The sequence below is a fragment of the Arthrobacter sp. GMC3 genome (assembly GCF_002929305.1).
GTDB lineage: Bacteria > Actinomycetota > Actinomycetes > Actinomycetales > Micrococcaceae > Specibacter.
On record NZ_PJIO01000002.1, the window covers coordinates 387,749 to 405,811 of the forward strand.

Below are 18,063 nucleotides of genomic sequence, written 5' to 3' on the forward strand. Positions count from 1 at the left end.
ATGACCACGAACCAGATCCCCGTCGTTTTGACCCCCGAGGCTGCCAGCGACGAAGACGTCGTCGGCAGTAACGTCACAGTGGTGAACCGGATGTACCAGGCACTTTTGAACGCCGCGGAAATCGCCCCCGATGCGCTGCGCAGCTACTTTGTTGACTTTTATCTCACGCAAGCGCTCGACGGCGGATTTGCCCAGTACGTCTTCATGACCCCCGACCGGGTGGAACTCGATGGCTACATTCGGGAAGGGCTAACCGCCATGGGGGCCGCGGGGCACCTGGAACTCTTCAACCGCACCGCGGCCTTGTACGACTCTCTGGCCGACAACGACGCGGAGGCCTACCTCGAAGGCGATGGTGAAGAAGGCTCCGACGGTGTCACGGCCATGGAAGCACTCGACAGCGAATTTGAGGAACTGCTGGAGACCGAGGACGTCACAGGCCTGAACGCCGCCTGGCTCCGCCGCCAGGAACTCCTGTTGGTCCTTGATGACTCGGAGCTTGCAGCCCATATCGCAGCGCGCGTTGCGCAGATCCCGGACCTTGCCGAGCGCCAAGCCGAGGCAGAGAGCGAAAACACTCCCGAATTCAAAGCCATCATTGACGAACTCTGCGACATCGCCGGGCACGAGCTGGTGAAAATTACCATGGGCGACCCGAACTTCGAACACAACGGGGAAAAGGTGCTGGCCTGGCACTTCACCACAGACCAGGGCAGCTACATCATGATCGAGGAAGACCTGGAAGCCTTCATGATCAACCCGGACACCAAAGAAGTCATCGCCCTGCTCGAGTTTGAAGATGAAGAAGAACTCGCCGTGGGGTAGTTCGCACTGGGCGGCTATCCACGCCGCGAGCGGCCAAATCCTTCCCTTATGCGCTCGGCCCACCCGGAGTTCGGTGCATCTTGCCCAGGGGCGCTGAACTCAAAGCGAGTCGTACGCATAAGGGAGGGATCCGTCGTCGGAGTTGCCCTCATGCGGCAAAGCCGGTTCGGGTCACGCGCAGCACGGCTGCCTCAGGTCGCTGAGACGGTGGACACGTGAGGCGGGCGGCTGGAGCAAGGTGCCGTAAGGTCAACGCATGGATGATCTCAAATGGAGCGTTACGGCCCCCGAGGCGGCCGCATGGCAGGCGATGCCCTTTGCCCCCGGCCTTTACAAGGTGTTCTTGACCGGAACCCTGCCCAAGGATGTTCACTGGCCTGCTGAGCTGGTCCCACTCAAGCGCGGGGATCTGATTTACGTGGGCAAGGCGAGCAACCTGCGCGGCCGGGCCAGGCACCACGCCGTGCAAACCTCAAAGTCCACTTTCCGCCGTTCCCTGGCCGCCCTTCTGGGTCTCCAAGCCCAATGGCACGGGCGATCCGCGCATCCGCGGCTGACCGATCCCGACGAAGAAATTCTCAGCGCGTGGATGGTAGCCAACCTTGGCATGTCGTTTTGCGTGCTGCCGAAGCCGGAGCTCATGGCCGAACTTGAAGAATCCATGCGTGAAGAGCTGCTCCCGCCGTTGAACCGGGACGGGCGAACCCCCGAACAGCTTCACGTCTCCTCCATGGCGGCAATCGCACATCGCAACGCCCTGCGCGATAAGGGCTAAGGGCCGCCGGCGGCGGGCCACGCGGACAAGTTGCCGCCAGCCTTGCTCAACGGCGTGGTGCCCTGGCGGCAACCGCCGTCGATCTGCGTTGTTTGATCGCCAGAACCGCTACGAGTCCTACGATGGCAAGCGCCCAGCCAACACTGACGGGCCCGGACCCCCAATCCAGGCCGCCGCGCTGGTGCGAAACGGCCATCCAGTCCGCAAATGATGCGCCGAGGGGGCGGGTGAGTACGTAGGCCGCCCAAAACGCCGGGATCGCCTTGAGCCCAAATTTCCAGTACGCGAACGCCGGAACCGCTATGGCCACGGCAAACAGGACTCCGGACCCCAGATAGCCCAGGTTGAAGGTCATTGCGGTGAGATCGCCCGCCGCGGTCCCCAAGGCAAAGGTCGCCAGCACGGCGGCCCAGTAAAACGATTCCCGCCGGCGGGAGGTGATGCTATGGATGGACAAGGTCCCCTCCGTGCGATGCCAGAGAAGGAAAACAATGGCAAGGACTGCGGCATAGAAGACGGTGGAGACTAAATAGGGAATGCCGAGCCCCACGTGGAGAACGTCCGCGGCCATTGTGCCAAAGATGCTGACCATGACCACCGCCAGCCAGTAGACCCAGGGGATGTAGCGTTTAACGGAGAACTGCAGGGCCAACGCGGCGGCAAAAGCTAAGGCACCAAGTCCGACGGCGACTGCCGGGTCAAGGGCATGGGCCAGGTAGTCGCTGGTGGTTTCGCCCATCCCCGTGGTGAGAACCTTGGTAATCCAAAAGATCGCCGTCACCTGAGGAACCTTTGAAAGCAACGGTGTTGCGGGCCCCGCGGTGGCGGGCTTTGGCCGTTCCGGCGTTATCTCCTCAAGCATGATGTGGATTCTCCGCCGGGTGGCTGGGAAGAACCCGAGAAGGACGCCGATGTTACTGGCGCAGGCCCCGACACAACAGCACCCACGGTAGTCCGCTCGCAGGCGGGGTGCCGTGGGTGCCGGTGTCGACCAGGAGGACTAGCCGGCGATGTAGACGAGCCGCTTGTTGACGAATTCATCCATGCCCAGCGGGCCAAGTTCACGGCCGTAGCCTGAGCGCTTGACTCCGCCAAACGGCATGCCTGCACCCTCGCCCGCGGCGGCATTGACGGCGGCCATGCCCGACTGGAGCTGGCGGGCTACAGCCTTGGCGCGCTCCGCATCGGTGCTGAACACGGCGGCACCGAGACCGTAGTCGGAATCGTTGGCCAGGGCCACCGCTTCCTCGTCGCTGGAAACCTTGTAGACCACCACGGCTGGCCCGAACAGTTCTTCACGGTAGGCGCGCATATCCTTGGTGATCCCTGTCAGTACGGCAGGTTCCACGTAGGAGCCGGGGCCGTCCACGCGCTTGCCGCCGGTGTGCAGCACGGCGCCCTTCGACACGGCGTCGTCGATCTGGGCCAACAGGCTGCTGGCGGCAGCGGCCGAAGACAACGGCACAAAGGTGTCGGGCTCCTCTCCGGCGGGGTCGCCCGGGGTGATCCGGGAGGCCTGCGCCGTCAGTTCTGCAACAAAGTCGTCGTAGATGTCATCCATGACGATCATGCGCTTGTTGGAGTTGCAGGCCTGCCCGGCGTTGTCCATGCGGGTACCAAAGGCCTCACGCGCCGACGCCACAACGTCGGCGCTGTCCAGAACAATGTAGGGATCCGAGCCGCCCAGTTCCAGGACCACCTTCTTCAGGTTCTTCCCGGCGGTCTGGGCGACGGCGGCACCGGCGCGCTCGGACCCGGTCAGTGAAACCCCCTGGATGCGGGGATCGGCAATGATCGTCTCGATCTGGGCATGGCTGGCGAACACGTTGACGTAGGCACCTGCGGGCAGGCCGGCGTCGTTCATGAGCTGCGCAATTGCCAGTGCCGAGCGGGGGCAGTTTTCGGCGTGCTTGAGGATGATGGTGTTGCCCAGCATCAGGTTCGGGGCGGCAAAGCGGGCCACCTGGTAGTACGGGTAGTTCCACGGCATGATGCCCAACAGCGGTCCAACGGGCAGCTTCTGGATCACGGCGCTGGCACCGTCGAGCGCCTTGATGGGCTGGTCGGCGGCCAGGCCCGGACCCTCGGTGGCAAAGTAGTCGAAAATCTCGGTGCAAAACTCTGCCTCGCCCACCGACTCGGCAAGGCGCTTGCCCATCTCTTCGGTAATAATGGCACCCAACTCGTCCTTGCGCTCGGTGAACAGCGCGCCAATGCGGGCCACGATGACGGCGCGCTCGGCGATGGGGACCTCCCGCCAAGACGCGAATGCCGCATCGGCGGCCGTGATGGCGAGTTCCACCTCGGCGTCCGTGGCCGTGGGGAACTCCTCGACAACGACGCCGGTGGCCGGGTTGACGACTCGGTAACCGGGTGAGGAGGATGTGGGATTGCTGGCGGTAGTGGTCACAATCGGGGCCTTTCGACGTTGAAACAGGGCGTGGGGGTGGGGCCGGGAGCTGCAAAACGGCGCTGTCCACCGGCCAAGAAACCTGGGGGTGGGACAACGTCGCCTCGCACCATACCTTGATCCTAGGGCCGGGCTGCCTTCAGAGGCCAAAACCGTCTGCCATTCTGTATTGCGGGGTAGTTAGGCCAGGCTCTTCAGGCGTTTCGCGACGGCCTTCGTGTCAAAGGCTTCCGGATCAATCTCTTGCCCCTTCCGTAGCCCCAGCCAGGCGCGAATGTTGTGGTGCTCCGGGTGGTTCGAATCGCGGGCAATGGCGAGTTTTTCCATCCAGCCGTGCGGCCCGAATGCGTCTTCTTGTGGTGGATGGCCACCGCCGTCGGTGCACCGGGGCAGCATTCCGGGCGCTGCCGCCGGCAGGATCTTCTCCAGCGTGATGGTGTGCTCCCAACTATCACCAAAGTCATAGAGGTAGTGCACAGCCGCGGAGGGTGCGGTCAGCAGGGAGTTCAATGCCACGTCCCGTTCATCCAGGGGAGGGGTTCCCCAGTGGTCTGCCTCGGGATCATCGGGGGCGTAGCGGACCCCGGTGGCGTGATCGCCGATCCGGAATTCGTGGAGGTGGCGGTCTTCCCAGGCAAAGAGGCGCTGGATGAGGCCGTGAAGCTCGTCCAGGGCGATCTCGGCGGGGACTTCCACGCGCCGCCACACGGGCGGAGTGATGTCATCGATCTGGATTTTCAGCTGGTACGAGGCCTGGGAAGGTGCACGGTTCACGGCCCTGGCTTCGGTGGCCTTCTTCGCTGTGATTTCCTCGATCTTGTCATCGAGGAGCTTCAATGCCGAGGCCAGTGGACTGCGCAGAACCGGCGGGACAATGATGTGGGTGCCGATTTCCACCAGACCCTCCTCGGCGGCCTCACGGATCCGTGATCCCACCAGGATGGCCTGGAATGCCCTGGGGCTGGCGAGGATGTCTGGCCCGAAGAGGGTGTCCGCTTCTACAGGCTTGTTGGATGCGGCATCAGCCAAGGCCAAGGCAATCATGACCTGGATTGACTCTTCGGGATCAAAGGGGCCGTAGGGGATGACGGAGTCGTAGAACAGGAAGTAGGCCAGCACCGCAGTGTCGTGGTCGGCTTCGGCGGGATTCTCACGCAGGGCCTTGCCAATCCTGGTCACCGTAACCCGATTGGCCTTGACCGTGATCAACCTGGTGTCTATCAATGCCTGCCAATACTGCATCAGGCGAGGCAGTTGGATCATGGAGGTGACGGGTATTGCGGCGTCGGGACCGGCCAGTGGATCGGGCCGGGACGTGGTTGAGCCAACAGCGTTTGTGTCGACGCAGGCCGCCGCTGCGGCGATGTCCTTGCGGGGCAAGAGCCGCGCGTCAGTGAGCTTGCGACCCTCGCCAAGCCATGCCAGCAACGCCACAGCCCGGCGGACAAAGAGCAATTGCGCACGAGCGACCCCCTCTTCCGCCGGGGTAAGCGAGGGAAGGGCCGCGTACTGCGAGAGCTTGAGGCCAGCCGCAGCCCGTTCGGGGCCGGTCATTTTCAGCAATTGGGCCAGGTCGTTGGGTGTGCCAGCCCATGCACCCGTTGTTGACAGGAATTCCAGGTACGTGTTGAGGGCAAGGGCCACGCCAAGTCGCATTTCGGGGTGAAAGGCGGCCGCCGATTCAAGAACCTTGCTGGTCAGAGGGACTTCCAGGTTGCAGGCATCAACGTCCGGGACGCTCTGTGCATAGTTCTTGAAGAATTCCTGCAACAACCCGGAAAGCCAATCGATCTGTTCTGGGTCGATGCCAGCTGCGCTGGCCCACGCCCGGAAGCCGGGCATCAGGGGCTCCAGTGCCCGCTCCGCCACGACATCGGTGAAGGAGAGCACTGACTTTGACGCGGCGGCCTTCGCCGGGCTGCCAAAGTGAGAGGTTTTGGATTTCTTGGCCACGGATATTCCTTCGCAGATGGAGACTGTCTCTCTCAACCGTAGCCGGACTAGGGTTCAGGGCCACGCTTTGCACGGGGCAACGCGTGAGGGCTGGCCGTCTGGCGGCTGCTTGCCTGTGAGGTGGCGCACAATTATGCTGAAAGTGCGTTATCAGAAGAGTTTGTTCAGATAGTGAACAACCGGCGGCAGTGGTCGCCGGGCCGTCCACATTGTAGGAGGCGCTCACCGTGCAGTTTCACCATCATGGCTACGTCTCAGGTGACCCGCGCATCCAGCTGGCAGCCGGAACCGGCATTGACCGTCCTGCGGAACTTCCCGACAAAGTGGACGTGCTCATCGTGGGATCCGGCCCCGCCGGAATGCTGGCAGCGGCCCAGCTTTCCCAATTCCCCGGCATCACCACCCGCATGGTGGAGCGCAGGGACGGGCGCCTAGCCATAGGTCAGGCCGACGGCATCCAGGCCCGCAGCGTGGAAACCTTCCAGGCCTTCGGCTTTGCCGAGCGCATCATCGCCGAAGCCTACAGGATCACCGAGATGGCCTTCTGGCGCCCGGATGCGCAGGATCCCACCCGCATTATCCGAGGGGGACGCGCTGTTGATGACACCACGGGCATCAGCGAGTTCCCGCACTTGATCGTGAATCAGGCGCGGGTGCTGGACTACTTTGCCGAGGTTGCGGCCTACTCGCCGACGCGCCTGACACCGGACTACGGCTGGGAATTCCAGGATCTGTTGGTCACCGGCGGTGAGGACTTCCCCGTCAAGGTCACCCTGGTGCGCACGGCCGGCCCGGACGCAGGCACCGAACGGATCGTGCACGCCAAGTACCTGCTCGGATGCGACGGCGCCCGCAGCAAGGTCCGCGACTCGATCGGCTGCGTCATGGCAGGGGACAAGGCCAACCATGCCTGGGGTGTCATGGACATCCTTGCCGTCACCGATTTCCCCGATATTCGCACCAAATGCGCCATCCAGTCCCACGATGGCGGATCCATTTTGCTGATCCCCCGCGAAGGGGGTCACCTTTTCCGCATGTACGTGGACCTGGGGGTGGTGCCAGAGGACGACAACGGTGCGGTGCGCCAGACCACCATCGAGCAGATCATCTACAAGGCCAATCAGATCCTGCACCCCTACACCTTGGATGTGCGCAATGTTGCCTGGCACAGCGTGTACGAGGTGGGGCACCGCCTCACTGACAGGTTCGACGACGTCGTGCAGGGGGACGTGGGGACACGGACCCCGCGCGTTTTCATCACCGGAGACGCCTGCCACACGCACAGCGCCAAGGCCGGACAGGGCATGAACGTGTCCATGCAGGACGGCTTCAACATCGCCTGGAAGCTGGCCCACGTCCTGGAAGGTCGCAGCCCGGAGAGCCTGCTCGCCACCTATTCGGCCGAACGTCAGGTGGTGGCCAAGAACCTCATCGACTTCGACAAGACCTGGTCCGCCATGATGGCCAAGAAGCCCGAGGAGTTCGATGACCCGGAGGAGCTTGAGGATTTCTACGTGCGCACGGCGGAATTCCCGGCCGGATTCATGACCGAATACGCGCCGTCGATGATCACCGGCGGCTCCGCCCACCAGGACCTGGCCGCCGGCTTCCCGATCGGCAAGCGCTTCAAGTCGGCGCTTGCCTCCCGAGTCTGCGACACCAACCCGATCCATCTGGGCCACCATGCCACGGCGGATGGGCGGTGGCGAATTTACGTCTTCGCCGACGCTTCCCCCGCAGGTGCCGATTCGCCCGTAGCCGACTTCGCGCAGTGGGTTTCGATGGCGCCCGACTCGCCCCTGGCGGCCACCCCGCACGGGCTCGACGCCGACGCCTGGTTTGACGTCAAGGTCGTCTACCAGCAAAAACATGAGGATATTGACATCAATGCCGTGCCCGCGGCGTTCAAACCGTTCGTTGGGCCGTTCGGGCTTGTTGACTATGAATTGGTCTACGGGGTTGTTGACGGCAACGACATTTTCGATGTGCGCGGGCTGAGCCGCGACGGCGTGGTGGTGGTGGTCCGTCCAGACCAGTACGTGGCCGCCGTGGTGCCTCTCACCGCGACCGACGAACTGGCCGCATTCTTTGCACCCATCGCGGCTGTCAGGTAGGGAAGTGCAGGACATTCTGATTCTTGACCGTCGTCGCATAGTGTGGCGGGATGGGACAGCGATGGCAATCAAGTAACCAAAAGGCGGCGGTGCACGCCCTTGACGAGCTGGTCTCTTCTTTAAGCGCTTTAGGCGGTTCACCGGCGGACTATTGGGCCAAGGGCTTCGGTGATGTGGCGAGAGACCTGGAGCATTCTGCCCTGCAGGGGGACCGGCGGGAAATCTACCTGCTGGTCGGGCGTATGCTGCGCGGCGGCATGGGAAGTGTGAACGATCTGTATTCTCCGGAGCCGGATACGGATGCTGCTTTCCGGCGTGCCCTCGATCAGGTGCACCATATTTTCAGGTTGGGCTCGGTGCGCAGGCTTCTCGATGACATATTGCTGGGCAGAAAATCCTGGTACCGGTAGTCGATCGGCGTGACAAAATTGGATACTCCTGCCATCCACCTCAACGAGGAGCCTCGCATGAGTCCGAAGCAAAAAAATGACCCCAACGCGGAGATGCCGGTCGCCGTTCGAGCCAGTGCCTCATGGGAGCGCCGGACCCGTTGGCCCAAGACCCGATACCGGCACATTCAGTGGGATGCGCGGTTCCGCGACGGCAGGGAGGAGTTCGGGGTCAAGATTGACCAGGTCCTTCAGGGATGGCGCTACCCCGCAGACGCCTGGTGTGTGCGTGCAGGTGCCGAGAGGGAATGCCCCGAAGAAGGCATAGGGCTGTGGGTGGACTACCCCTACGGCCAACCTCTCTGAGCTGGCTTTGGCTCAAATCGAGGGGAACCATCCCTAATCAATCGCGGGCGGCCAGGCGCTGCCGAAGCCAGCCCACCACGGCGTCACCCTGGCGTTGTTGAAAGGCCCGGACGGTCGGCAGACCCTGCGGCGCCGGCTGGCGGGCGGCATCAATGAAGTATGCGCCCAACCCCGACAAATAGCCGTCAACGATGCTCGCTTCGGCCTTTGAAAAGACGGGATGGGTCCCCAGCACTGCCTCCACGTCGAACATGGGATCAAAAACGCGGACGTTGACCAGCACCGTGAGCGCATCGAACCATGCGGAACCGATACACGCCCAGGGCCAATCCACGAGGATGGCACCGTTCTCACGGGTGATCAAAATGTTGTCGGCACGGACGTCGGTGTGGACCAAGGAAGACCCTCCCGAGTTCTGCAGCCCAAATTCGGCGAGGCGTTCTAAACAGTCGAGATTCTCAAGGATCCACGGGTCGCAGGATTCCGTGTGGTCCTCCCGGATGCGGGCCCACCCCTTGAAATCCTTGGCCAATTCCTCCTCCAGGCGTGGCAGCTTTTCCAGTTCTCCAGGGATCGGTGTCCGGGCAAGCCCCAGAAGGGCATCCAGCACAAGTGCCAACTCTGACATGTGCCAGGGAACCTGGGGATGGGTGCCCTCCACATCGGTGAGAACGAGCGCTATCCACTCGCCGTCGTCGAACTTTCCGATCAACGACGGCGCAGGCAGCGACGGCGGCAGCACGGCCGTAATGGCGGCCTCTTTGCGGTGAATGCCGGGAGTGGTGCTATTCAGGGCCGGGTTGACCGCCTTGACGAAGGCCCGGCGTCCCGTGATGGTGCGCACCCGATCGGCGGTTCCAGGGGAAAACCCGCCGTGCTGGCCTACGGCTTCGACAACCGGATCCCCCAGGATCGACTCGATTCCGACCTTCACGTGCTCGGGCAAGTCGGCCCACCTGATGCGGGTGCTCCATTGAGTTTCCATGAGTCCCATTATTGCTGCAAGCGATTGCTGGTTCCGACCGCTCCCCGTGGGCGCGGAGGGCTAGGCGATGCGTTCGGCCAGGGACACGATGATCCCTTCCGGGCCGCGCACATAAGCCATACGCCAGGACTGCTCGTACTCGCCGATGCCGCCGACCAGCCCGTAGCCGTCCGCAGCAAGCCTGTTGACGGTTCCCTGGAGGTCGTCAACCTCGAAGGCCACGTTGCGCAATCCCAGCTCGGTGGCCATTGCGGCCGGTAATCCGGGCTGATGCCGGGGCCGGAGGAAACTTGAAAGCTCCAGGCAAGTGCCGCCGTCGGGCGGGCGCAACATGACGATCTCGGTGCGGGAATCGGGTATTCCGATGACCGTGTCCAAGAATTCGCCCTCCACGAAAGACGGCCCGCCCTGAACTTCCAGACCCAGCCCAACGAAGAATTCGGTCACCGCGGGAAGATCCGCAACAGTGATCCCCACGTGGTCAAAACGTCGTATCGGTGACATGGTGCCAATCCTTCCGGAGATCGTCGATGCGGTCCACCCCAAAGAATGCAAGCGGAGGATCGCGCCGTGAGAGCGCCGCAGGCCTTGGGGTGGGGTTGATGCTCGTAGCATTGACGAATGAGCGATGAGCGCCAACTTTCACGTGTCCTTGATGCCCCGTGGTTGCCGCCGGGTAGTTCGGCAGAAGTTTGGGTCGGGGATGACTGCGATGCCCCGGACCCGGCGATCGTCACAAGGTTACTGCTCCTGAGACGGAATTCAAGCGGTGTCTTGGAATTCTTCTGTGTGCCAACGCCTCGGGGCCCGAATCTCCCCACACGCTATTTGGCGCTCCAGCAGTCCACACAGACCCTGGAAGACGGCACCCGGCGGCTCATGCTGGACGTTTTCTCACGAACTGACATCGCCACCCGTTGCGTTGGGTTCATCCGGAATGTGGTCCCGACGCCGGACACCAGCTACACCTACCCGTCTCCTTGGGCCCACGCCCCGGTTTTTCTGATCACCGAGGCTGCTCAACCGATGCTCGACGGCGAGTGGTTCGGGTCCGTTCGGGGCCGGGCCGAACTTTCGGAGCGACACTGGTGGCCGATCGTCGAGCATTGCCTGGCCCTCCAAATGAACTGATTTCTGCTCCTGCGGACACTTCAAGGCTCGCGGTGGTCAGTCTTTGTCAGGCGACGGCGGACATCACTACCTCGGTGACTTTCTTTTCGATGGCCGGACTCCAGGATTGGAGGGCGAAAGACACGGGCCAGATCTCGCCGTCGTCGAGGTTGGCAGCATCCTGGAACTCGATTGTTGAGTAGCGGGTGTTGAACTTGCCCGAATTCTTGAAACAGAAAACAACCTTGCCGTCCGCATTCGCGTAGGCCGGCATCCCGTACCAGGTTTTCGGCAACAACTCAGGGGCAGTCTTCGTCACCACAACGTGCACGCGCTCTGCGATCAAGCGGTCTTCCGGGTCCATCTTGGCGATGGCTTCCAGGACGGCCTGCAGACCGTCAGCCTTTTTGGCGCCCTGTTTGCCCTCTGCACGTAGCTCCGCTGCGCGCGTTTTCATGGCAGCATGCTCGGCTGCCGAGAACCCGGTGGATGTGGATGTGGCATTATTTGAGGTCATTTTTCGCTATCCTTTTGGGTTCCGCGGAGCAGTCTGCCGCCGCCTTCTGTGAACAGGCTATGCCCGCCCGCGTTTTGAGGCTTCTTCATTCCTGCTCGGAACGCTGGCCTCTGGAATGTACCGCGCTGCCAGAGCTTCGCTGCCCCGGGCTAAAAGAGTCACATCCGCACCGACCAGGATGAAGTCCGCCCCGGCATTCAGGTATCGCGCGGCCGTGGCTTCGGCAAAGGCGTTGACGCCCACTGGCTTGCCAGCCAACTTGGCAGCCTTGATGCACTGTTCGACGGCGGCGACCACCTCGGGGTGGTCCTGCTGGCCCAGTAGCCCCATGGAGGCGGCCAAGTCTGAGGGCCCCACAAATACGGCGTCGACGCCGTCGACGGCGAGAATGCCAGCCAAGTTCTCCACTGCCTGGCTCGATTCGATCTGGACCATGACCGTGATGGTTTCCGAGGCGCGCTGCAAATAATCGGGGATGCGGTTCCAGCGGGCCGACCGTGCCAGGGCCGAGCCCACGCCACGGACGCCCAGCGGCGGGTAGTGGGCAGCGGAAACCGCGGCAGCGGCGTCCTCGGCCGTGTGAACCATGGGGATCAGCAGCGACTGCACGCCCAGATCCAGGTACTGCTTGATCAGCACGGCGTCGTTCACGGGCGGGCGGACGACGGCGGTAACTGGGTAGCCGCGCATGGCCTGCAGCTGCGCAAGGATACTTTCGAGCCCGTTGGGGCTGTGCTCGGCGTCGATCAGCAACCAGTCCAGGCCTGCGCCGGCGCAGATCTCGGCCACGAGTGGGCTGGCCGAACACACCCACATGCCGGCCAGGGGGCGGTTCGCGGCCGCCAGGGCCTCCCTGAAGGACGGGTCCGGACCTATTCGAATCGGCATGTGATGGTGCCCAGCTTTCCGTAGTCGGCAAAAACTGTATCGCCCGGGTGAACCCACAACGGCCGGGTGAAGGAGCCTGCCAGGATGATCTCCCCGGCCTTGAGCACGTCCCCGTGGGGGGCGATCTTGTTGGCCAGCCAGGCCACGCCCGACGCCGGGTGGTTCAGTACCCCGGCGGCGACCCCGGTCTCCTCGACCACCTGGTTCTTGTACAGGATGGCAGCCACCCAGCGCAGGTCGACGTCGTTGGGCCGCACCGGGGTTCCACCCACCACCATGGCCCCCAAGGCGGCGTTGTCGGCGATGGTGTCCACAATGGTGCGGCCCTTCATCTCGATCCGCGAGTCAAGGATTTCCAGGGCCGGGGTGACGTATTCGGTGGCACGCAGAACATCGAAGATGGTGGCATCCGGGCCGGTGACGTCCTCCTTGAGTAGGAACGCCAACTCCACCTCGATGCGCGGGTGGGAGAACTGATTCCATTGCACCGTGCAACCGTTTTCCAGGATCGCATCCTTGAAGATGATCCCGTAGTCCGGCTCTGTGATGCCCGTGGCGGATTGCATGGCCTTGGACGTCAGTCCGATCTTGTGGCCACCTAACACCCTTCCGGCAGCTTCCCCTCGCTCCCGCCACAGGCGCTGAACCCGGTAGGAATCCGCCACCGTCATCTCCGGATAGCGCGCAGTCAGCCGGGGCATCGGCACCCGGCTCTTGCCGGCCTCCACAAGTTCGTCGGCAATGCGGGCAATGGTGTCGTCTTCAAGCATGGCGTGTCCTTAAAGTTGCGCAACTTTAGCTCCCACGGCTCGCAAGCTCGCCGCGGGTCCCTCGCTAAAGTTGCTGGCCCATTTTGAAGCCGCGTTCTTCGCCGGGTTCGCGGGTGTAGGAGAAGCCGTCGGCTCCCACGGTGACGGTCATTTCGGAGGCCTCGATGCGCTTGATGACCGGCTGCGGATTGCCGTTCAGGTCCAGGACCAGGGAGGCCTCGGTGTACCAGGACGGGACCACAGGGTTGCCCCACCAGTCGCGGCGTTGGTTGTCGTGGACGTCCCAAGTGATGACGGGGTTGTCCGGGTCTCCGGTGTAGTAATCCTGTGTGTAGATTTCCACGCGATGGTCATCCGGGTCAAGGATGTACAGGTAGAAGGCGTTGGAGACACCGTGCCGCCCCGGGCCGCGCTCAATGCGGTCCGAGATCCGCAGGGCGCCCATTTTGTCGCAGATCTGGATGATGTTGTGTTTCTCGTGCGTGGCGAATGCGATGTGGTGCATGCGGGGGCCGTCGCCGCCGGTCAGGGCGGTGTCGTGGACAGTCTGCTTGCGGTGCATCCAGGCGGCGTACGTGACGCCGTCGGAGTCCTGGATGTCCTCGGAGACCCGGAAGCCCAAGTCCTCCAGGTACTTGCGGCCGCGGGGGACATCCGGGGTGACCTGGTTGAAGTGGTCCAGCCGAACCAGCTCGCCGGCGTTGTAGAGGTCGTAGCGCTGGGTGAGCCGCTCCACGTGTGTGGTTTCGTAGAAGAACTCGTAGGGGAAGCCCAGCGGGTCCTCGACCCGGACGGCGTCGCCGATCCCCTTGACGAAGCCGTTCCTGCGGCGCTCGGTGCGGCAGCCCAGTTCCTGGTAGTAGGCCTCGGCGGCGTCCACCTCCGCGGGTGACTTCACCCGGAAGGCGGCCGCGGCGACGGCGGCCACGGGCCCCTGGCGCAGCACCAAATTGTGGTGGATGAACTCCTCCAGGGAGCGCAGGTAGATGGTGTTCGCGTCCTCCTCCGTCACATGGAGGCCCAGCACGTCCACGTAGAAGGCGCGGGACCTGGCCAGGTCGGTGACCACCAGTTCCATGTAGGCGCAGCGCACGATGTCCGGGGCCGGTAGGGAAGGGGTGGGGATGAAGTCGGTCATGGCGCTACTCCTCGTTGAGCAAGGGTTGTCAGTGGGTGGCGGATGCGCCGAATTTGGGGGTGTGCACCGCGCCCAGGGTGATGTGCACGGCCTGCTGGTCGGTGTAGAAGTCGATGGAGCGGAAACCGCCCTCGTGGCCCAGTCCGGAGGATTTGACGCCGCCGAACGGGGTGCGCAGGTCCCGGACGTTGTGGGAATTCAGCCACACCATGCCGGCCTCGACGCTCTGGGCGAAGTTGTGCGCGCGGGTCAGGTTTTGCGTCCAGATGTAGGCCGCCAGGCCGTACTTGACGCCGTTGGCCAAGGCCAGCGCCTCGTCGTCGTTCTCAAACGGGGTGATCGCCACGACGGGGCCGAAGATCTCCTCCTGGAAAATCCGGGCCTCCGGCTTTACGTCGGCGAAGACCGTGGGGGAGACATAGTTGCCGGTATCCAGCCCCGCCGGGCGTCCACCCCCAGCCAGCAGCCGCCCCTCGGACTTGCCGATCTCCACGTAGCCCATCACCTTCGCGTAGTGTTCCGGGTGCACCAGCGCGCCCACCTCGGTCTTGGGATCATGGGGGTCACCCACCACAATGTTCTTGGCCCGGGCGGCGTACTTTTCGCAGAATTCGTCGTAGATGGACCGTTCAACCAGGATGCGGGAGCCAGCGGTGCAGCGCTCGCCGTTGAGCGAAAAAACCCCGAACAGGGCGGAGTCGATTGCGGCGTCGATGTCGGCATCGGCAAACACCACGCACGGACTCTTGCCGCCCAGCTCCATGGACAGTCCCTTCAGCTTCGGGGCGGCATTGGCGAAGATGGTCTGGCCGGTAGTGGTTTCCCCGGTAAAGGAGATCAGCGGCACGTCCGGGTGCTTGACCAGTGCGTCACCGGCGTCTTCGCCCAGGCCGTTGACCAGGTTGAAAACGCCCTGTGGCAGGCCGGCTTCCTCGAAGATGGTGGCCCAGAGCGAGGCGGAGAGGGGAGTGAACTCGGCCGGTTTGAGCACCACGGTGCAGCCGGACGCCAGCGCGGGGGCCAGCTTCCATGACTCGAGCATGAACGGGGTGTTCCAGGGCGTGATGAGCCCGGCGACGCCGATCGGCTTGCGGTTGACGTAGTTGATCTGGGCTCCGGGGACTTTCATGGCGTCGTCGAACTGGGCCACAATCAGGTCCGCGAAGAATCTGAAGTTCTCCGCCGCCCGCTGCGCCTGGCCGTGCGCCTGGGTGATGGGCAGGCCGGTGTCAAAGGTTTCCAGTTCGGCCAGCCGTGACTCCTGAGCCTCCACAGCGTCGGCGATCTTGTTCAGTACCCGGGCGCGTTCCCGCGGCTTCATCCGAGGCCACGGTCCGTTCGTGAAGGCCCTGCTCGCGGCGGCCACTGCGAGGTCGATGTCCGCTTTTTGACCAGCCGCCGCCGTGGCGTAGTTGGTGTTGGACACCGGGTCCAGAACGTCAAAAGTATCCCCGCCGAGTGAGTCCACGAATGTGCCGTCGATGTAGTGCTGGATATGGGTGGGTAGGTTTTCGGGAAGGTAATGCGCAGTCATGGATTTCTTCCTTTGCATCGGTTCGTTCAGGGGAATCTCAAGGGTGTTGGGTGGCGGTGGCCGGTGCGTTGTGGCGGCTGTGGGCCAAGTAGGCGTCAAGTGTGGCGGTGCGGTGGGCGCGGGCGGCGCGTTCTATGTCCTCGGTGGTGGCACCGTTTTCAAACAGCCTCAGCAGCTCCTCATGTTCGGCCACGGATTCGCTGGCCCGGCCCGGAACGTAGCTGAAGGTGGAGGAGCGCAGCGCCTTGAGCCGGTTCCAGCCGCGGTGGACCAGGTCCAGGATGTGCGGGTTGGGACAGTTTTCAAAGAGAACGCTGTGGAATTCCAGGTTCAGGGCCGTGAACCGGAGGGGGTCGAAGTTCTCCAGACACGCCCGCATACTGGCATTGATGGCGCGGGCCCGGGCCAGATCCGCGGCGGTGATGAGAGGTGCGGACAATGCCGTGGCAGCCCCCTCCACGAGGGCAAGGGTCTGCATGGTGAACAGGTACTCCGTGGGTTCGATTCCGGACACCGTGGCGCCCACATTGTGCTCAAATGTCACGAAACCTTCGGCCTCCAACCGCCGGATGGCTTCCCTGACCGGGACCACGCTGAAGCCGAGGTCTTCGGCCAATTTGGCCAGCACCAGCCGGTAGCTGGGGGAGTACTCGCCGTCCAGGATCCTGTCCCTGATGGCGAGGTAGGCGCGCCCGGACTTGCTGCCGGTTTCATTGCTCATGGCTGCGCCGCCGGGTTCGGGTGGGTGGTGACCCATTCGGTGAACCGTTTCTGCCAGGCCGCATTCATGGGGTACAGGCCCTGAACGCTGTGACCAGCCGCGACCATCTCGGCGATGAACGTTTCCTCATGCTCCTGGGCGATCGCGGCGTCGGCTACTTCTTCCGCCAACGACGGCGGAATCACCAGCACCCCGTCGGCGTCACCGACAATGATGTCGCCGGGCTGGACGGTGGCACCGCCGCAGGAAATGGTCAGGTCCGTGTCCCAGGGAATGTGTTTGCGCCCCAGCACGGCCGGATGCGCGCCCGTGAAGAAGGTGGGCATGTCCAGTGCCGCCACGGCAGCAACATCACGGACGCCGCCGTCGGTCACGATCGCCACGGCTCCGTTGACCTGTGCGCGCAGTGCAAGGATGTCACCCACCGTCCCGGTGCCGGGCTCGCCGCGCGCCTCTATGACCAGGACGTCGCCGTCGTTGAGGGTGTCGATGATGCGCTTCTGTGCGTTGTAGCCGCCGCCGTGCGTCTTGAACAAGTCCTCGCGGTTGGGTACGTAGCGCAGGGTGCGGGCGGTGCCGGCAATTCTTAATTCGGGGCGGGTGGATTTCAATCCATCGATGCTGACATTGTTCAGCCCCCGCTGGCGCAACTGGGCGCTCAGCGTGGCAGTGCCAATGCTTGTCAGTTTGCGCTTGAGTTCGGGGCTGAGGCCCGTGGTTGCCAGCCCGGCGGCGGCAGCGGATCCGAAGGCGTCCACCCTGTCGGAGTCGGTGGTCTTGGGAACGTTGCCAAAGTCGGCCAGCTCCGTGGTGCCCTGCAGGACTGCGGTGCGCAGCCGGCCGGTGGACAGTCCGGCTTCCGGGGCGTCCACTTCAACCTCGACGACGTCGCCCGGGACGGCCACTGAGGAACCGGCCGGGGTGCCGGTCAGGATCACATCGCCCGGTTCCAAGGTCATGAGCTGAGAGAGGTCGGCAATGATTTGGCTGAACGGGAAGATCATCCCGGCCGTGGTGTCCTCCTGGACCAGCGTGCCGTTGACCCAGGTCCGAACCCGCAGGCTTGCCGGGTCCAGGCCCTCGGCGGGGATGAGGGCCGGGCCAAAGGGGGTGAATCCGTCGCCGGACTTGGAGCGGACGTTGGAGCCCTTGTCCGCGTATTTGAGGTCGTAGACGCCAAAATCGTTGCTGGCGGTCACCTGTCCCACGTGGGCCCAGGCGTCCTCAAGGGTGACGTGCCGGGCCGCAGTGCCGATGACCAGTGCAATCTCGCCCTCATAGGCGAGCAGTTCGCAGCCGGCCGGGCGCTCAATGTCCGCGCCACTCAGGCTCAACGATGACGAAGCCTTCAAAAAATACGACGGTTTGGCTGGCGTGCGTCCGCGCTGGCTGGCGCGTGACTGATATGCCACATGAACGGCGATAACCTTCCCGGCCTGCTTAAACGTGCCGGCGGTGACTTGTTCCATAAAACACTCCCGGGCTCAGGCGCGGGCAGTCAAGTTGCCCGGATGATCGAGTACGTGAATCGTATACGATTCAGGATGTCCTGTAACCTCCGTCACGTC

18 protein-coding genes are annotated in these 18,063 nt (G+C 63.5%); 6 read left to right on the forward strand and 12 right to left on the reverse strand.

The features are described from left to right. A complete protein-coding gene (locus CXQ94_RS05225; protein ID WP_104087139.1) occupies positions 1 to 825 on the forward strand; it encodes a hypothetical protein in 825 nt (274 codons plus the stop codon). A gap of 256 nt (positions 826 to 1,081) precedes the next feature. Continuing rightward, the gene (locus CXQ94_RS05230; protein WP_104087140.1) at positions 1,082 to 1,600 is read left to right on the forward strand and encodes a GIY-YIG nuclease family protein; all 519 of its coding nucleotides are present in this window, start codon (positions 1,082 to 1,084) and stop codon (positions 1,598 to 1,600) included. Between the two features lie 46 nt (positions 1,601 to 1,646). Here the strand turns inward: CXQ94_RS05230 and CXQ94_RS05235 are convergent, their stop codons facing one another. From CXQ94_RS05235 to CXQ94_RS05245, 3 genes are all read right to left on the reverse strand, one after another. Continuing rightward, on the reverse strand, positions 1,647 to 2,462 hold the full coding sequence (locus CXQ94_RS05235) for a hypothetical protein (protein WP_104087141.1): 816 nt from the start codon (positions 2,460 to 2,462) through the stop codon (positions 1,647 to 1,649). A gap of 138 nt (positions 2,463 to 2,600) precedes the next feature. After that, the gene (locus CXQ94_RS05240; protein WP_104087142.1) at positions 2,601 to 4,010 is read right to left on the reverse strand and encodes an NAD-dependent succinate-semialdehyde dehydrogenase; all 1,410 of its coding nucleotides are present in this window, start codon (positions 4,008 to 4,010) and stop codon (positions 2,601 to 2,603) included. 180 nt (positions 4,011 to 4,190) lie between these two features. Then, positions 4,191 to 5,963: a plasmid pRiA4b ORF-3 family protein gene (locus CXQ94_RS05245; RefSeq protein ID WP_104087143.1), complete on the reverse strand. Its 1,773-nt coding sequence runs from the start codon at positions 5,961 to 5,963 to the stop codon at positions 4,191 to 4,193. A gap of 227 nt (positions 5,964 to 6,190) precedes the next feature. On the opposite strand from CXQ94_RS05245, the gene CXQ94_RS05250 reads away from it, so the two are divergent. The 3 genes from CXQ94_RS05250 to CXQ94_RS05260 are packed head-to-tail and all read left to right on the forward strand — an operon-like array spanning position 6,191 to position 8,832. Continuing rightward, a complete protein-coding gene (locus CXQ94_RS05250; protein WP_104087144.1) occupies positions 6,191 to 8,077 on the forward strand; it encodes an FAD-binding monooxygenase in 1,887 nt (628 codons plus the stop codon). A gap of 50 nt (positions 8,078 to 8,127) precedes the next feature. Further along, entirely contained in the window at positions 8,128 to 8,487 is a 360-nt protein-coding gene (locus CXQ94_RS05255; protein ID WP_146070234.1) for a hypothetical protein, read from the forward strand. Positions 8,488 to 8,544: 57 nt separating this feature from the next. After that, complete coding sequence (locus CXQ94_RS05260; protein ID WP_104087146.1) at positions 8,545 to 8,832, forward strand: hypothetical protein; 288 nt, start codon at positions 8,545 to 8,547, stop codon at positions 8,830 to 8,832. Positions 8,833 to 8,869: 37 nt separating this feature from the next. Here CXQ94_RS05260 and CXQ94_RS05265 read toward each other — a convergent pair whose 3' ends face one another. Together CXQ94_RS05265 and CXQ94_RS05270 are read right to left on the reverse strand one after the other, a co-directional pair. After that, complete coding sequence (locus tag CXQ94_RS05265; RefSeq protein WP_104087349.1) at positions 8,870 to 9,817, reverse strand: phosphotransferase family protein; 948 nt, start codon at positions 9,815 to 9,817, stop codon at positions 8,870 to 8,872. Between the two features lie 60 nt (positions 9,818 to 9,877). Continuing rightward, positions 9,878 to 10,321, reverse strand: coding sequence for a VOC family protein (locus CXQ94_RS05270; protein WP_104087147.1), 444 nt, complete (start codon positions 10,319 to 10,321; stop codon positions 9,878 to 9,880). A 117-nt stretch (positions 10,322 to 10,438) separates the two neighbouring features. Between CXQ94_RS05270 and CXQ94_RS05275 the strand changes: the two genes are divergently transcribed. Beyond that, a complete protein-coding gene (locus CXQ94_RS05275; protein WP_104087148.1) occupies positions 10,439 to 10,948 on the forward strand; it encodes a hypothetical protein in 510 nt (169 codons plus the stop codon). A gap of 46 nt (positions 10,949 to 10,994) precedes the next feature. On the opposite strand, the gene CXQ94_RS05280 is transcribed toward CXQ94_RS05275, so the two are convergent. From CXQ94_RS05280 to CXQ94_RS05310, 7 genes are all read right to left on the reverse strand, one after another. Next, entirely contained in the window at positions 10,995 to 11,444 is a 450-nt protein-coding gene (locus CXQ94_RS05280) for an iron chaperone (protein ID WP_104087149.1), read from the reverse strand. Positions 11,445 to 11,501: 57 nt separating this feature from the next. Beyond that, complete coding sequence (locus CXQ94_RS05285; RefSeq protein WP_181034083.1) at positions 11,502 to 12,332, reverse strand: HpcH/HpaI aldolase/citrate lyase family protein; 831 nt, start codon at positions 12,330 to 12,332, stop codon at positions 11,502 to 11,504. Beyond that, positions 12,317 to 13,102: a 2-oxo-hept-4-ene-1,7-dioate hydratase gene (hpaH, locus tag CXQ94_RS05290; protein WP_104087150.1), complete on the reverse strand. Its 786-nt coding sequence runs from the start codon at positions 13,100 to 13,102 to the stop codon at positions 12,317 to 12,319. The genes CXQ94_RS05285 and hpaH overlap by 16 nt, the downstream gene beginning before the upstream one ends. 64 nt (positions 13,103 to 13,166) lie before the next feature. Beyond that, the gene (gene hpaD / locus CXQ94_RS05295) at positions 13,167 to 14,240 is read right to left on the reverse strand and encodes a 3,4-dihydroxyphenylacetate 2,3-dioxygenase (protein WP_104087151.1); all 1,074 of its coding nucleotides are present in this window, start codon (positions 14,238 to 14,240) and stop codon (positions 13,167 to 13,169) included. 28 nt (positions 14,241 to 14,268) lie between these two features. Then, positions 14,269 to 15,774, reverse strand: coding sequence for a 5-carboxymethyl-2-hydroxymuconate semialdehyde dehydrogenase (gene hpaE / locus CXQ94_RS05300; RefSeq protein ID WP_104087152.1), 1,506 nt, complete (start codon positions 15,772 to 15,774; stop codon positions 14,269 to 14,271). Positions 15,775 to 15,811: 37 nt separating this feature from the next. Next, complete coding sequence (locus tag CXQ94_RS05305; RefSeq protein ID WP_104087351.1) at positions 15,812 to 16,495, reverse strand: GntR family transcriptional regulator; 684 nt, start codon at positions 16,493 to 16,495, stop codon at positions 15,812 to 15,814. Further along, the gene (locus CXQ94_RS05310; RefSeq protein ID WP_104087153.1) at positions 16,492 to 17,964 is read right to left on the reverse strand and encodes a fumarylacetoacetate hydrolase family protein; all 1,473 of its coding nucleotides are present in this window, start codon (positions 17,962 to 17,964) and stop codon (positions 16,492 to 16,494) included. Before CXQ94_RS05310 ends, CXQ94_RS05305 begins: the two co-directional genes overlap by 4 nt. Positions 17,965 to 18,063 lie beyond the last annotated feature (99 nt).

What these genes read in the sequence shown, in the direction of transcription:
- CXQ94_RS05230 (WP_104087140.1), top strand. Translation starts at nt 1,082, where the DNA reads ATGGATGATCTCAAATGGAGCGTTACGGCCCCCGAGGCGGCCGCATGG.
- CXQ94_RS05255 (WP_146070234.1), top strand. Translation starts at nt 8,128, where the DNA reads ATGGGACAGCGATGGCAATCAAGTAACCAAAAGGCGGCGGTGCACGCC.
- CXQ94_RS05260 (WP_104087146.1), top strand. Translation starts at nt 8,545, where the DNA reads ATGAGTCCGAAGCAAAAAAATGACCCCAACGCGGAGATGCCGGTCGCC.
- hpaE (WP_104087152.1), bottom strand. Translation starts at nt 15,774, where the DNA reads ATGACTGCGCATTACCTTCCCGAAAACCTACCCACCCATATCCAGCAC.
- CXQ94_RS05280 (WP_104087149.1), bottom strand. Translation starts at nt 11,444, where the DNA reads ATGACCTCAAATAATGCCACATCCACATCCACCGGGTTCTCGGCAGCC.
- CXQ94_RS05225 (WP_104087139.1), top strand. Translation starts at nt 1, where the DNA reads ATGACCACGAACCAGATCCCCGTCGTTTTGACCCCCGAGGCTGCCAGC.
- CXQ94_RS05310 (WP_104087153.1), bottom strand. Translation starts at nt 17,964, where the DNA reads ATGGAACAAGTCACCGCCGGCACGTTTAAGCAGGCCGGGAAGGTTATC.
- CXQ94_RS05235 (WP_104087141.1), bottom strand. Translation starts at nt 2,462, where the DNA reads ATGCTTGAGGAGATAACGCCGGAACGGCCAAAGCCCGCCACCGCGGGG.
- hpaH (WP_104087150.1), bottom strand. Translation starts at nt 13,102, where the DNA reads ATGCTTGAAGACGACACCATTGCCCGCATTGCCGACGAACTTGTGGAG.
- CXQ94_RS05275 (WP_104087148.1), top strand. Translation starts at nt 10,439, where the DNA reads ATGAGCGATGAGCGCCAACTTTCACGTGTCCTTGATGCCCCGTGGTTG.
- CXQ94_RS05270 (WP_104087147.1), bottom strand. Translation starts at nt 10,321, where the DNA reads ATGTCACCGATACGACGTTTTGACCACGTGGGGATCACTGTTGCGGAT.
- CXQ94_RS05265 (WP_104087349.1), bottom strand. Translation starts at nt 9,817, where the DNA reads ATGGAAACTCAATGGAGCACCCGCATCAGGTGGGCCGACTTGCCCGAG.
- CXQ94_RS05285 (WP_181034083.1), bottom strand. Translation starts at nt 12,332, where the DNA reads ATGCCGATTCGAATAGGTCCGGACCCGTCCTTCAGGGAGGCCCTGGCG.
- hpaD (WP_104087151.1), bottom strand. Translation starts at nt 14,240, where the DNA reads ATGACCGACTTCATCCCCACCCCTTCCCTACCGGCCCCGGACATCGTG.
- CXQ94_RS05305 (WP_104087351.1), bottom strand. Translation starts at nt 16,495, where the DNA reads ATGAGCAATGAAACCGGCAGCAAGTCCGGGCGCGCCTACCTCGCCATC.